Raw genomic sequence first — 13,214 nt, 5'->3', positions numbered from 1 at the left:
CCATCAGGCGGGCCGCGCCAGGTCCGCCCCCTCCATCACCCACGCCCGGAACGTGCGCAGCGCCGGCAGGTGCTGCTTCTGCTCCGGATAGCACAGGTAATAGCCCTTCTTGGCCAGCACCTGCGCGGGATGCGCCACCACCAGCGCGCCGGTGGCCAGCTCTTGCTCGATCAGGCAGCGCGGGATCAGCGCGATGCCCAGCCCCGACAGCGCCGCCTGCGTCAGCAGCGAGAACTGGTCGAAGCGCGCGCCGCTCCAGGCGTCGCGCGTGGGCAGGCCCAGCGTCGCGAACCAGTCGGGCCAGGCCTCGGGCACCGTCGTGTGGTGCAGCAGCGGATAGCGCAGCAGCGCCGCCGGCGTCGGCGCCACGCCATCGGGCTCTGACGCCAGCAGGCCCGGCCGGCACACCGGCAAGACTTCGCGCCCGGTCATGTAGTCGGCCAGGCTGCCGGGCCAGACGCCGTCGCCGAAACGGATCGCGGCATCGAGGTCTGGCTCGGAGAAATCGTAGCCCTGGGCATGCGGCACGAACTCCAGCGTGACCTCCGGATGGCGCGCGAAGAACTGCGGCAGGCGCGGGATCAGCCACTTGGCGCCCAGCGTCGGCATGCTGGCGATATGCAGCACGCCGCCGCGCCCCTGCCCCGCCATCAGCTCAACGGTGGCGGCCTCGAGTTCGTTCAGGCTGGGGCCGATGCGCTCCAGGTAGCGCTCGCCCGCCGGGGTCAGCACCAGCCGCTGGCGCACCCGCTGGAACAGCTCCACCCCAAGGTAGGCCTCCAGGCTGCGCACCTGCTTGCTGACCGCGCCCTGCGTGACATGCAGCTCGCGGGCGGCTACGGTAAAACTGTTATGGCGCGCCGCCGCCTCGAAGGCGTGCAACTCGGTCAGCGACGGACATAGGCGTCGCATAAATCACCTCTACTTCACGACCAGATGGAATGAGCTAGGGATTTTATTTCGTTTGCGGCGCCCTTGCTCGGGCGCGCAGAATCGTGAAGTCCGCTTAATTCTTCCTCTTGCCCTGGATTCCCCCATGCAACGTCGCCACCTTCTCCGAATCCTGGCCGCCGCGACGGCCACCGTCGCCGCCGGCATTTCCTTCAGCGCCGCCGCGCAGCCCGGCTACCCTAGCAAGCCGATCACGCTGGTCGTGCCGTTCCCGGCCGGCGGCACCACCGACATCGTCGCGCGCATCGTCGCCGACAAGCTCGGCCAGCAGCTGGGCCAGCCCGTGGTGGTCGATAACCGCGGCGGCGCCGGCGGCAGCATCGGCACCACCTTCCTGTCCAAGGCCGCGCCGGACGGCTACACGCTCGGCATCGCCACGGCGTCGACCCATGGCATCAACCCGGCGGTCTACCCGCGCCTGTCCTACGATGCCACCAAGGACTTCACCACCATCACCAACCTGGCCTCGGTGCCGAACGTGATGAGCATCAACCCGGCGGTCAAGGCCACCGACATGAAGTCCTTCATCGCGCTGGCGCAGTCGCAGCCGAACAAGCTGGCCTATGGCTCGGCCGGCAACGGCAGCGTCTCGCACATGATGGGGGAACTGTTCAAGATGAGCAGCAAGACCGAACTGCTGCACGTGCCGTACAAGGGCGTGGGCCCGGCGCTGAACGACGCGCTGGCCGGCCAGGTGCAGGTGCTGTTCGACAACCTGCCGTCGTCGCTGCCGTTCATCGAAGCCGGCAAGCTGCGCGCGCTCGCAGTGGCGGCGCCCAAGCGCGTGGCCGCGCTGCCCAATGTGCCGACCTTCGCCGAACTCGGCCTGGGCGAAGTCAACGACGCCGCCTGGTTCGGCCTGATCGCGCCGGCCAACCTGCCGGCCGACTTGCAGAACAAGCTGCATGCCGCCGCGCTCAAGGTGCTGGCGCTGCCGGAGGTCAAGGCCAAGCTGGAGAAGCTGGGCGCAACCCCGGTGGGCGACACCCCGGCGCACTTTGCCGCCCAGATCAAGACCGAAGTGGCCAAGAACAAGCGCGTCGCCGCCGCCGCCAAGATCTCGCTCGACTGACCCCACAGCATCACCATGACCGACACCGACCGAACCACCGCGGATAGTCCGTTCTGCCTGTACCAGCCCGAGGGCGAGCCCGCGGCGCTGTTCCTGGACTCGCCGCACAGCGCGACCACGTACCCGACGGACTTCCGCCCCGATCCCGCGCTGCCGCTGCCGCTGCTGCGCCAGGCCGAGGACACCTTTGTCGACGAGCTTTACGCAGGCGCCCCGGCGCGCGGCATCCCGCTGCTGTGCGCGGGCTTTCCGCGCAGCTACCTCGACGCCAACCGCGCGCTCGAGGAAATCGACGAAGCCCTGCTCGACGCGCCCTGGCCCGGCGCGAAGCAGGAAACTTCCAAGACCCGGCTGGGCAAGGGCCTGGTCTGGCGCGTGCTGGACACCGGCGAAGCCATCTACGACCGCAAGCTGAGCGTGGCCGAGGTGCAGGCCCGCATCGAGCGCTGCTACCTGCCCTACTACGCGCAGCTGCAGAAGCTGGCCGAGCATGCCGTTGCCAGCCATGGCAGCGCGTGGCACATCAACTGCCATTCGATGCCCAGCCACGCCGCGCCCTTCGCGACCGAGTTCCCCGGCCTGGAGCATCCGGATTTCGTCGTCGGCGACCGCGACGGCACCACCTGCGACAAGCGCTTTACCGACCGGGTCGAGGGCCTGCTCAAGGAGATGGGCTACGAGGTCTGGCGCAACCACCCGTACAAGGGCGTCGAGATCGTGCGCGTGGTCGGCCAGCCGCAGGCCGGCCGCCACAGCCTGCAGCTGGAAGTCAACCGCAAGCTCTACATGGACGAAGCGGGCCTGACGCACAGCGCCGGCTTTGCCAAGCTGCGGCACGACCTGAACAGCCTGCTCGACGAACTGCTGCGCTTTACGCGCGCGATGCCATCGCGCGTGGCCTGAAATCCGCCGCGGCCCGGGGGGCGGCTTCGCCGCCGGGGCCGCGCTCGGAGAATTCCCGTCCGCGCCGGAATCACTTCGCGCGGGCGGTGGCGTGCTCGCCATGCTTTAGAAGAATGGGTAACAAGATTTAGGAACTTTGGCAGGTGGGTTTCCTCTATCATGGCAATCCTTTGCGAACCCATCCTGGCTGCCGGCCCATGGCGCCGGCAGGCAATCCCAGGCAAGCACACACCGCTCACACCGTGATCCGACGAATCTCCGCAATGCTCGGCAGCCGGCTCCGCATGGTGGCTGCCGCAGTGGCCGGTGCGATCGCGCTGGCAGGCTGCGCCAACCTGCCGGACGAGGCCGCCGGCAGCGCCGGCGCCACCAGCACGGCCCCGGCCCCCGCCGCGGCGCAAGCCCGCCCCGCCGCCGCCCCGGCCCCTGCACCCGCCCCGGCAGTCTCCGCATCGCCCCCCACCAAGACCATCAACCTGCCCGACCGCGGCCGCGTCAGCCTGGCCGAGTACCGCGCGCGCATGCGCGAACAGCTGATGAAGACCGAGAACGCCACCAGCGACGTGGCCGACTGCGCCGCCCACGCCAGCTGGGTGGTGCCGCGCTCGGCCACCTACGACGCGTTGAAGATCCCCACCGGCGCGCTCGCCGCGGGACAGGCCACCACCGAGCCCTGGAGCGGGCGTTTCTCGCCGGGCAAGCAGGCGGTGCCGGTCAGCTCGGTGGTCACCTTCGCCGCCACCGCGCACAAGCGCCGCGGCAGCGACGACTGGCAGCCGGTGAAGGTGCGCTGCGGCTATGACGACGGCATGATGCTGGCGTACGAACTGCTCGACAGCGGCGGCGCCACCATCAGCGAGCCCGCCGCCGCGCCGGCGGTGCCCACCGCCACGCGCACGTCGGCCAGCAAGAGCCGCAAGAGCGCGAAGGGCAAGAGCACGGCGGCGAAGTCGGGCAAGGCTTCGGCATCGAAGTCGGTGAAGTCGGGTTCGGCCAGGTCGACGTCGGCGAAATCGACGTCGGGTTCGGCCAAGGCTAGCAGCAAGAAGAAGCAGTAAGCCCGAGGCATTCGCGCCCAGCGCTTGGGTTCTCCCCTCTCCCGCAAGCGGGAGAGGGGAGCAAACCCTCGCCGGCCTCAGCCCAGGTAATCCAGTATCGCCTGCAGCATCGCCGTCCCCAGCAGCGCACTGCGCGCACCATTCCATCCCACCTCAGGATCCGGCAGGTCGGCGTTGTCCTTGAACGGCATCTCCAGCGTCAGCGCCAGGCAGCCGAAGGTATGGCCGATGTACTTCGACGCCAGCTTGAGCGCATCGGCGTTGTACTTGCTGGCGGCATAGCCATGCACGTCCTGGAAGTCCGGCGAGGCCCGCTTGAAGGCCTCGATAAAGCGCTGCTGCTCGCGCCGGCGCGCTTCGGTGAAGCCCGGCAGCATCTCGCTGCCGGCGACGAAGTTGTACGGCAGGCCCTCGTCGCCATGGATATCGAAGAACATGTCGCAGCCGCTGGCCTCGATCGCGCGGCGCACGTGGTAGACCTCGGGGCTGGTGTCGGGGCTCGGCGCCATCCACTCGCGGTTCAGGTTGGCGCCGGCGGCATTGGTGCGCAGGTTGCCGCGCGCCGAGCCGTCGGGGTTCATGTTCGGCACGATATGGAACACCGCGCGCTCGAGCAGCTTGCGCGCGACCGGGTCGCCTGCCCACATGCCGGTGCCGGTCAGCCGCTGCAGCACGCCCTCGACAAACCATTCGGCCATGCTCTCGCCCGGATGCTGGCGCGCGATCATCCAGATGGTCGACTTGCCCGGGCCGGGCTCGCCGACGGTGACGCGCGTCATGTCGCGCCCGTCGACGGTGCTGCCCAGGTGCGACAGCCGCGCCAGCGGCGAGCGCTGGCAGCTCGCCAGCAGCGACAGGTGGCGCTCATCCGGGTACGGCTCGAAATACGCGAACCAGATGCTGTCGTGCTCGGGCGTGACCTCGACGGTCATCACCTGGCCGTCGAAGCGCGTCGGCACGCGGAACCAGTTGGCGCGGTCGTAGGACGCCACCGCGCGGTAGTCGCGCCAGCCATCCGGATAGGTGCAATCGCCCGCGTTCAGGAAGTGCAGGCGGCACGCCTGCCCGGCCGCGCCCTGCAAGCGGAAATGGAACCACTGGCGGAAGTCGGCGTGCGAATCGGCGCGGATGCGCAGGCGGATATCGTCGGCGCGGTCGAGCGCCTCGACCTCGATGGCGCCGGAATCGAAATGCGAAGAGATATGCAGCATGGGTGGCGGGCTCGTGCGATGGTTGCGGGGCGCGTTCTCAGTCTTCCAGGCGGCGGCGGAACACCCAGCGGGTCGCGTCCGACGCCGCCTTGTCGAAGGCATAGCCGTCCTCGGCGAAGCGCTTGAGCTTGTCCGGCTCGGTCACGCGGTGCGTCACCGCGTAGCGCGCCATGGTGCCGCGGGCCCGCTTGGCGTGGAACGAAATGATCTTGTAGCGGCCGCCCTTCCAGTCCTCGAATACCGGCGTGACGATGCGCGCCTGCAGCACCTTGGGCCGCACCACCTTGAAATACTCTTCCGAAGCAAGGTTGACCAGCACCGGCGCGCCTTCCTGCTTCAGCTCGGACATGTCGGCGTTGAGCATCTGCGTGACATCGTCGCCCCAGAACGCGTACAGGTCCTTGCCGGCGGCGTTGTCCAGCCGCGTGCCCATTTCCAGCCGGTAGGGCTGCATCCGGTCCAGCGGGCGCAGCACGCCGTACAGGCCGGACAGGATGCGCAGATGCTTCTGCGCGAAGCCGAGGTCTTCGGCCGACAGCGATTTGGCGTCGAGGCCGTCGTAGACATCGCCGTTGAAGGCCAGCACCGCCTGCTTGCTGTTGGCCGCGGTAAACGTTGGCGACCAGTCGGCGTAGCGCGTCACGTTGAGCACCGCGAGCTTGTCCGAGATGTCCATCAGCGCGCCCACGTCCTGCGGCGCCAGCCGGCGCAGGCGCTCGATCAGCGCGGCGGAACGGTCGATGAAGCGCGGCAGCGTGTGGGTCTTGATGCGGGCGGGAGTCTCGTAGTCCAGCGACTTGGCGGGAGACAAAACGATGAGCATGGCAAAATCGCGGCAGTAGCCAAGGACAAACAAGCCCAGATTGTAGCGAATGCGCCTCGACACCACCGCAACCAACCCGCCCGCCGGCACGGCCGACTGCCCCGCCGGCATCACATCCGCGCCGCGCGTGGTGCTGGACTCCAATATCTGGGTCGACCTGCTGGTGTTCCGCGACCCGCACGTCGAGCCGATCCGCGCCGCGCTGGAAGCCGGCACCATCGCCCCGGTGATCCGCGCCGACTGCCGCGAGGAACTGCGCCGGGTGCTGGCCTATCCGCAATTCGCGCGCTTCGACGTCGATATCGGCGCGGCGCTGGCCACCGTCGACCGGCTCGCCAGCCTGGAAGCGGCGCCGCCGCAGGCCGACTGCGACGCGATCCGCCTGCCGCGCTGCAAGGACACCGACGACCAGAAGTTCGTCGAGCTGGCCCACTTTGCCGGCGCCGCCTGCCTGGTCTCGAAGGACAAGGCCGTGCTCAAGCTGCGCACGCGGCTGCGCCGCAGCAGCGGCGTGGAAGTGATGACGCCGCCGGCATTCGGCGCCTGGCTGGCCGCGCTGGACGCGCCCGCCGATCCGCTTTAGGGCCGATCCGCCTTAGAATGGCGGCTCGCGGCGCTGCCCTGCGCGGCCGCACGCTGACCGCCAACCGTTCCCATCGCATCGACACCCTGCCCCATGTCCGCAGACACCACGCTCGCTCCCCTGACGCCGCCGCCCTCGCGCCTGCCCGGCGTCGGCACCACCATCTTCACCGTGATGTCGGCGCTCGCCGCCGAGAAGAACGCGGTCAACCTGGGCCAGGGCTTCCCGGACTTCGACTGCGACGCCAGGATCGTCGATGCGGTGGCCGGCGCCATGCGCGCCGGCCATAACCAGTACCCGCCGATGGCGGGCGTGCCGCGCCTGCGCCAGGCCATCGCCGCCAAGATCGCCAGCCTGTATGACCACCAGTACAGCTGGGACACCGAGATCACGGTCACCGCGGGCGCAACGCAGGGCATCCTGACCGCGATCCTGTGCGCGGTGCATCCGGGCGACGAGGTGATCGTGCTGGAGCCGTGCTACGACAGCTACCTGCCCGCGATCGAGCTGGCCGGCGCCACCGCGGTGCCGGTCGCGCTGGAAGCGCCCGCCTTCCGCGTGCCCTTCGACAAGCTCGCCGCCGCGATCACGCCGCGCACGCGCATGATCCTGATCAACACGCCGCACAACCCCACCGGCACGATCTGGCGCGCGGCCGACATGGAACGGCTGGCGCAGATCGTCGCCGGCACCGACATCCTGCTGCTGTCGGACGAGGTCTACGAGCATATGGTCTACGACGGCCAGCCGCATGCCTCGGTGTCGCGCCACCCGGAGCTGGCGCGGCGCAGCTTCGTCATCTCCAGCTTCGGCAAGACCTACCACGTGACCGGCTGGAAGGTCGGCTACGTGGCCGCGCCCGCCGCGCTGATGGCGGAATTCCGCAAGGTGCACCAGTTCAACGTATTCACGGTGAACACGCCGGTGCAGCACGGCCTGGCCGACTACATGGCCGATGCCGCGCCCTACCTGCAGCTGCCGGCGTTCTACCAGGCCAAACGCGATTTCTTCCGCGCGGGGCTGGCCGGTTCGCGCTTCAAGCTGCTGCCGTCGGACGGCACGTATTTCCAGTGCGTCGATTATTCCGCCATCTCTGACCTGAGCGAGGCCGACTTCGCCATGTGGCTGACGCGCGAGATCGGCGTGGCCGCGATCCCGGTCTCGGCCTTCTACTCGCAGCCGCGTGAAGCGGGCGTGGTGCGCTTCTGCTTTGCGAAGAAGGAAGAGACGCTGGCGCTGGCGCTGGAGCGGTTGGGGAAGCTGTGAAGTGAAACGTAAACGCCCGCGATGAACTCGCGGGCGTTTTTTTATCTGGGGACTATCCCAAGCTGCCGGTGTGCTCCCCTCTCCCGCAAGCGGGAGAGGGAGCACACATGCGGCAAATCGAACCGCTTACTTCCTCCGGCTCATCATCAGCTCCGTATTCGCCTTGCGGTCGGCATTGACCTTCTGCACCGACTCGCGCTGCGACAGCGTCTTCAGGTAGTCCTTGACCGGCAGGTCCGCCAGCATGTCGGTGCCGTAGATGATCTTGGTGCACGACGACACCAGCGGCAGGTGCACCGCGGCTGCGCAATCGGCCAGCGTGAAGCGGTCGCCGGCGATGAACGGGGAGAACTTCGCCAGCTTGGCGAAGGCGGGGATATAGCGGCTCAGCAGCTTGTGCTGGCGCTCCTTGACGCCGTCGCTGACCTTGCCGCCGAAGAAGGCCTCGGGGTACAGCTCGCGCGCGGTCAGCTCCAGATAGAGTTCCAGGAACACAACGAGCTCGCGCACCTTGGCGGCCTGGTACGGATCCGCCGGCAGCAGCGGCGTCTGCGGATAGGCCGCTTCCACGTATTCGGCGATGGCCTCGGACTCGCATAGCGGGCCGGATTCGGTGATGATGTAGGGCACCTTGCCCGCTGGCGTCGCCGCCGGGTCGGTCTCGCCGATCCAGGCCAGCACTTCTTCGAACGGCACGTTCTTTTCCAGCAGCGCCAGCTTCACTTTGTTGTAGTAGTTGCTGGCGGCAAATCCGCAGAGCTTCAGCATGTCGTCTGTCTCCGTTATGGGAAGGGTCCCCGCATCGTGTGGCGTGGATCGGGGCATTGTGGACCATCCGGGGTCTGCAGTGAACCGGCTGGCCGATCAGCGCACGCCGCCTGCCCCGCCGGTCTGTCGCGGAAGGTGCAAAAAACGTACGATCGTGCTAATTTAACCACAACTTTTGGGACCAATGATGAGCACTTTCACCATCGATACGCTGGGTATCGTCGGCACCGGCGCCATGGGCCGGGGCATCGCGCAGATCGCCGCGCAGGCAGGCCTGACCGTCAACCTGTACGACGCCAACCCGCAGGCGGTGGAAGCCGCGCGCAAGTACCTGCAGGACACGCTCGCCAGGCTGGCCGACAAGGGCAAGATCAGCAGCGCCGACGCCGAGGCCACGCTGGCCCGCGTCAAGCCCTGCGGCGCGCTCGACGACCTGGCCGGCTGCGACATGGTGCTCGAAGCCATCGTCGAGAAGCTGGAGGTCAAGCGCGACCTGGTCGCCAGGCTCGAAGCCGTGTTGCGCGAGGACGCCATCATCGCCTCGAACACGTCGTCGCTGTCGATCACGGCGATCGCCGTCGGCGCGAAGCACCCGGGCCGCATCGCCGGCTACCACTTCTTCAACCCGGTGCCGCTGATGAAGGTGGTCGAGGTGATCGACGGCCTGTCGGGCAACCCTGCGGTAGGCGATGCGCTAATGGCGCTGTCGCGCCGCATGGGCCATACGCCGGTGCGCTGCAAGGACATGCCGGGCTTTATCGTCAACCACGCCGGCCGCGGCATGAATATCGAAGGGCTGAAGGTGGCGCAGGAAGGCGTGGCCGCGTTTGCCGATATCGACAACATCATGCGCGAGCAGGCCGGCTTCCGCATGGGCCCGTTCGAGCTGATGGACCTGACCGGGCTGGACGTGTCGCATCCGGTGATGGAATCGATCTACAACCAGTTCTACCAGGAGCCGCGCTACCGGCCGTCGCCGATCACCGCGATCCGCGCGGTCGGCGGGCTGATCGGGCGCAAGGCCGGTGCTGGTTTCTATTCGTACGCCGATGGCCAGAAGCAGGTGCCGGCCGCCGCCGCGGCGCCGGCCGCGCGCCCGTCGAGCGTCTGGGTCAGCCACGCCAGCGAGCGCGGCCATGCCATGGTCACCAAGCTGCTGGGCGCGCTGGGCGTGACCCCGGAAGGCGGCAACCAGCCGTCGGCCGACGCGCTGATCATCGTCACGCCGCTGGGCCTGGACGCCACCACCAGCGCGCTGCAACAGGGCCTGGACCCGGCCCGCACCGTCGCCATCGACACGCTGCTGCCGTTCGAGGCCACCAAGCGCCGCACGCTGATGACCACGCCGGCCACCAGCGCCGCCGCGCGCGATGCCGCGCACGGCCTCTTTGCCAGCGACGGCGTGCCGGTCACGGTGATCCGCGACTCGGCCGGCTTCGTCGCGCAGCGCGTGCTCTGCTGCATCATCAATATCGCCAGCGACATCGCGCAGCAGCGCATCGCCACGCCGTCGGACATCGACTTGGCCGTGAACCTCGGCCTGGGCTACCCGAAGGGCCCGCTGGCGCTCGGCGATGCGGTCGGCCCGCAGCTGGTGCTGGAGACGCTGCGCAACATGGAAGCGCTGACCGGCGACATGCGCTACCGCCCCAGCCCGTGGCTGTGGCGCCGTGCCGGCCTGGGCCTGTCGCTGCTGGCCGAAGAGCAGTAATCCCGCAACAGCACCGCACCCAACCAGAGCGCCCCCATGCCCGCACAGCTGCTATCCGAACGCGTCGATTCGACGCTGGTGCTGACCATCTCCAACCCCGAGGCACGCAATGCGCTGCACCCGGACATCTATGCGGCATCGAAAGCGGCGCTGGACCAGGCCGCTGCCGATGACTCGCTGCGCGCGGTCGTCATCACCGGCGCCGACGGCATCTTCTGCGCCGGCGGCAACCTGAACCGGCTGCTCGGCAACCGCAGCCAGCCGCCGCAAGTGCAGGCCGACAGCATCGCGCTGCTGAACGGCTGGATCGAGTCGCTGCACGCCTTCCCCAAGCCGATCATCGCGGCGGTGGAAGGCGCGGCCGCGGGCGCGGGCTTCTCGGTGGTGCTGGCTTGCGATTTCGTGGTGGCGGCGCGCGATGCCAAGTTCGTGATGGCCTACGTCTCGGTCGGCCTGACGCCAGACGGCGGCGGCTCGTACGAGATTGCGCGCGCACTGCCGCGGCCGCTGGCCAGCGAACTGATGATGGAAGGCAAGCCGGCCGACGCCGGCCGGCTGGCGCAGTTCGGGCTGGTCAACCGCGTCACCGAGCCGGGCCAGGCGCTGGATGAAGCGCTGCGCCTGGCGGCCGGCCTGGCGCGGCAGTCGCCGCACGCGGTGGGCCGCATCAAGGCGCTGATCAACCATGCCGCCACCGCGTCGCGCGCCGAGCATCTGCTGGCCGAGCGCGACAGCTTCGTGGCGGCATTGCACCACCCCGACGGCGGCGAAGGCATCAGCGCCTTCCTGGAGAAGCGCAAGCCGCAATACCGCTGATCCGCTCGCGGATCATGGCAACGGATCCGCGCGCGGATCACCCCCACGGCCAGCCCGCGACAGACGGGCATGCCGCCACAAAGCAAGGAGACCACGCATGGAACTGCCGCCGTCCTCGCGTCGCCGCATCTACCTGATGCGGCATGGTGCCGTGTCCTACTTCGACGACGACGGGCGCCGCACCGCCCTGCCCGAGCTGGTGCCGCTGAACGAGACCGGCCGCATGCAGGCCAGCGCCGCCGGCCGTGCCTTTGCCGCGGAGCAGATCCGCTTCGACCGCGTCATCGTCAGCGGCCTGCCGCGCACGGTCGAGACCGCGGAACGCGTGCTGGCCGAACTGCCCGGGATGGACGGCATGGTCCCCGAAGTCTGGCCGGCACTGCAGGAAATCCGCGGCGGCGACCTCGCCGCGATTGCCAGCGAAGACCTGCGCGACGCCTTCGTCGGCGCCTTCGAAGGCGAGGTGCCCGAAGACAAGCGCTTTCTCAACGGCGAGACCATCGGCGCCTTCCTCGACCGCGTGCTGCCCGCGCTGGCGCGACTGCGCGACGACCCCGACTGGGATACCGTGCTGATGGTGCTGCACGGCGGCACCAACCGTGCCATCCTGTCGCAGGCCATCACCTGCGGGCGGCGCGTGTTCTTCGGCTCGCTGCTGCAGACCGCCGGCTGCATCAACGTGCTCGACATGGGCGACGGCCCGCTCGACTGGGTCGTGCGCATGACCAACTTCTCGCCGCCCACGCCCGTGCACAGCGGCACGCGCCACACCACCATGGAAGTGCTGCTGCACCAGTATTTGCGGGGACGCCAGCAACCCGGCTGACGTTGCCGGCGCTGGATTCCCCTCATCGAACCCCGAACAGAAAACCAACGGAGACAGCATGACGAGCAACGTATCGCACTTCGAGGGCACGCGCCCGGTGGCCGACCAGCAGCGTTTCGACACCGACGCGCTGGAAGCCTGGATGCGCCAGCACGTGGACGGCTTCGCCGGCCCGCTGACCGTGGAGCAGTTCAAGGGCGGCCAGTCGAACCCCACCTTCAAGCTGATCACGCCGGGACAGACCTATGTCATGCGCGCCAAGCCCGGCCCCAAGAGCAAGCTGCTGCCGTCGGCGCATGCGATCGAGCGCGAATACCGCGTGATGGCCGCGCTGGCCGGCACCGACGTGCCGGTGGCGCGCATGTACGCGCTGTGCGAGGACGAAGCCGTGATCGGGCGCGCCTTCTACATCATGGAATTCGTCGCCGGGCGCGTGCTGTGGGACCAGTCGCTGCCAGGCATGGCCACCGCCGAGCGCAGCGCCATCTACGACGAGATGAACCGCGTCATCGCCGCGCTGCACTCGGTCGACTACAACGCCATCGGCCTGGGCGACTACGGCAAGCCCGGCAACTACTTCCAGCGCCAGATCGAGCGCTGGACCAAGCAGTACAAGCTGTCTGAGACCGAATCGATTCCGGCCATGGACTCGCTGATGGACTGGCTACCGCAGCATATCCCGCAGCAAGACGCCGACCTGACCTCGATCGTGCATGGCGACTACCGGCTCGACAACCTGATGTTCCACCCGACCGAGCCGCGCGTGCTGGCGGTGCTGGACTGGGAGCTGTCCACGCTGGGCCACCCGATGGCCGACTTCAGCTACCACTGCATGAGCTGGCATATCGCCCCCGGCCAGTTCCGCGGCATCGCCGGCCTCGACTTCGCCGCGCTCGGCATCCCCGACGAAGCCAGCTACCGCCGCCAGTACGAGCAGCGCACCGGCCGCCCCATCACCGGCGACTGGAACTTCTACCTGGCCTTCAGCATGTTCCGCATCGCCGGCATCCTGCAGGGGATCATGAAGCGCGTGGTCGACGGCACCGCGTCGTCGGCGCAGGCCACCGACGCCGGCAAGCGCGCGCGGCCGATGGCTGAGATGGGGTGGGAGTATGCGAAGAAGGCGAAGGGCTGAGGCCTGCCGCCTGGGTACTCCCTCTCCCGCTTGCGGGAGAGGGTCGGGGTGAGGGCCGGAGCTTCCACAAAGTACTGCCGGTGGTATGCCG

General features: G+C 68.6%; 13 protein-coding genes. 9 read left to right on the top strand and 4 right to left on the bottom strand.

All coding sequences use genetic code 11. From position 1 onward, the window contains the following. Nucleotides 1-3: 3 nt before the first annotated feature. A complete protein-coding gene (locus tag CBM2594_RS06415; protein ID WP_116356100.1) occupies nucleotides 4-912 on the bottom strand; it encodes a LysR substrate-binding domain-containing protein in 909 nt (302 codons plus the stop codon). A gap of 124 nt (nucleotides 913-1,036) precedes the next feature. On the opposite strand from CBM2594_RS06415, the gene CBM2594_RS06410 reads away from it, so the two are divergent. From CBM2594_RS06410 to CBM2594_RS06400, 3 genes are all read left to right on the top strand, one after another. Then, on the top strand, nucleotides 1,037-2,023 hold the full coding sequence (locus CBM2594_RS06410; protein WP_116356099.1) for a tripartite tricarboxylate transporter substrate binding protein BugE: 987 nt from the start codon (nucleotides 1,037-1,039) through the stop codon (nucleotides 2,021-2,023). A gap of 15 nt (nucleotides 2,024-2,038) precedes the next feature. Then, nucleotides 2,039-2,926, top strand: coding sequence for an N-formylglutamate amidohydrolase (locus tag CBM2594_RS06405; protein WP_116356098.1), 888 nt, complete (start codon nucleotides 2,039-2,041; stop codon nucleotides 2,924-2,926). A 242-nt stretch (nucleotides 2,927-3,168) separates the two neighbouring features. Next, nucleotides 3,169-3,984, top strand: a complete 816-nt coding sequence (locus tag CBM2594_RS06400; RefSeq protein ID WP_373457568.1) for a BspC domain-containing protein — start codon at nucleotides 3,169-3,171, stop codon at nucleotides 3,982-3,984. Between the two features lie 77 nt (nucleotides 3,985-4,061). Here the strand turns inward: CBM2594_RS06400 and CBM2594_RS06395 are convergent, their stop codons facing one another. Together CBM2594_RS06395 and yaaA are read right to left on the bottom strand one after the other, a co-directional pair. After that, complete coding sequence (locus CBM2594_RS06395) at nucleotides 4,062-5,195, bottom strand: M14 family metallopeptidase (protein ID WP_116356097.1); 1,134 nt, start codon at nucleotides 5,193-5,195, stop codon at nucleotides 4,062-4,064. 37 nt (nucleotides 5,196-5,232) lie between these two features. Next, nucleotides 5,233-6,018 carry a peroxide stress protein YaaA gene (gene yaaA / locus CBM2594_RS06390; protein ID WP_116357715.1) on the bottom strand — a complete coding sequence of 262 codons (786 nt, stop codon included), beginning with the start codon at nucleotides 6,016-6,018 and terminating at the stop codon, nucleotides 5,233-5,235. A gap of 49 nt (nucleotides 6,019-6,067) precedes the next feature. Between yaaA and CBM2594_RS06385 the strand changes: the two genes are divergently transcribed. Together CBM2594_RS06385 and CBM2594_RS06380 are read left to right on the top strand one after the other, a co-directional pair. Beyond that, nucleotides 6,068-6,601 (top strand): PIN domain-containing protein, encoded by a 534-nt coding sequence (locus tag CBM2594_RS06385; protein WP_116356096.1) that lies wholly within the window; start codon nucleotides 6,068-6,070, stop codon nucleotides 6,599-6,601. 93 nt (nucleotides 6,602-6,694) lie between these two features. Continuing rightward, complete coding sequence (locus CBM2594_RS06380; protein WP_116356095.1) at nucleotides 6,695-7,867, top strand: pyridoxal phosphate-dependent aminotransferase; 1,173 nt, start codon at nucleotides 6,695-6,697, stop codon at nucleotides 7,865-7,867. 126 nt (nucleotides 7,868-7,993) lie between these two features. Here the strand turns inward: CBM2594_RS06380 and CBM2594_RS06375 are convergent, their stop codons facing one another. After that, nucleotides 7,994-8,635: a glutathione S-transferase gene (locus CBM2594_RS06375; RefSeq protein WP_116356094.1), complete on the bottom strand. Its 642-nt coding sequence runs from the start codon at nucleotides 8,633-8,635 to the stop codon at nucleotides 7,994-7,996. Nucleotides 8,636-8,822: 187 nt separating this feature from the next. Between CBM2594_RS06375 and CBM2594_RS06370 the strand changes: the two genes are divergently transcribed. The 4 genes from CBM2594_RS06370 to CBM2594_RS06355 all read left to right on the top strand — a co-directional run bounded on the left by CBM2594_RS06370 (nucleotide 8,823) and on the right by CBM2594_RS06355 (nucleotide 13,123). Beyond that, on the top strand, nucleotides 8,823-10,346 hold the full coding sequence (locus CBM2594_RS06370; protein ID WP_116356093.1) for a 3-hydroxyacyl-CoA dehydrogenase: 1,524 nt from the start codon (nucleotides 8,823-8,825) through the stop codon (nucleotides 10,344-10,346). Nucleotides 10,347-10,382: 36 nt separating this feature from the next. Beyond that, nucleotides 10,383-11,162, top strand: coding sequence for an oxepin-CoA hydrolase, alternative type (locus CBM2594_RS06365; protein WP_116356092.1), 780 nt, complete (start codon nucleotides 10,383-10,385; stop codon nucleotides 11,160-11,162). A gap of 97 nt (nucleotides 11,163-11,259) precedes the next feature. Continuing rightward, nucleotides 11,260-11,988, top strand: coding sequence for a histidine phosphatase family protein (locus CBM2594_RS06360; protein WP_116356091.1), 729 nt, complete (start codon nucleotides 11,260-11,262; stop codon nucleotides 11,986-11,988). 58 nt (nucleotides 11,989-12,046) lie between these two features. Beyond that, nucleotides 12,047-13,123 (top strand): phosphotransferase, encoded by a 1,077-nt coding sequence (locus CBM2594_RS06355; protein ID WP_116356090.1) that lies wholly within the window; start codon nucleotides 12,047-12,049, stop codon nucleotides 13,121-13,123. The last annotated feature ends 91 nt before the right edge of the window (nucleotides 13,124-13,214 follow it).

Source organism: Cupriavidus taiwanensis, assembly GCF_900249755.1.
Classification (GTDB): domain Bacteria; phylum Pseudomonadota; class Gammaproteobacteria; order Burkholderiales; family Burkholderiaceae; genus Cupriavidus; species Cupriavidus taiwanensis_D.
The sequence above is the reverse complement of the archived record's forward strand: the minus strand, read 5'-3'. Positions and strand labels throughout refer to the sequence as shown.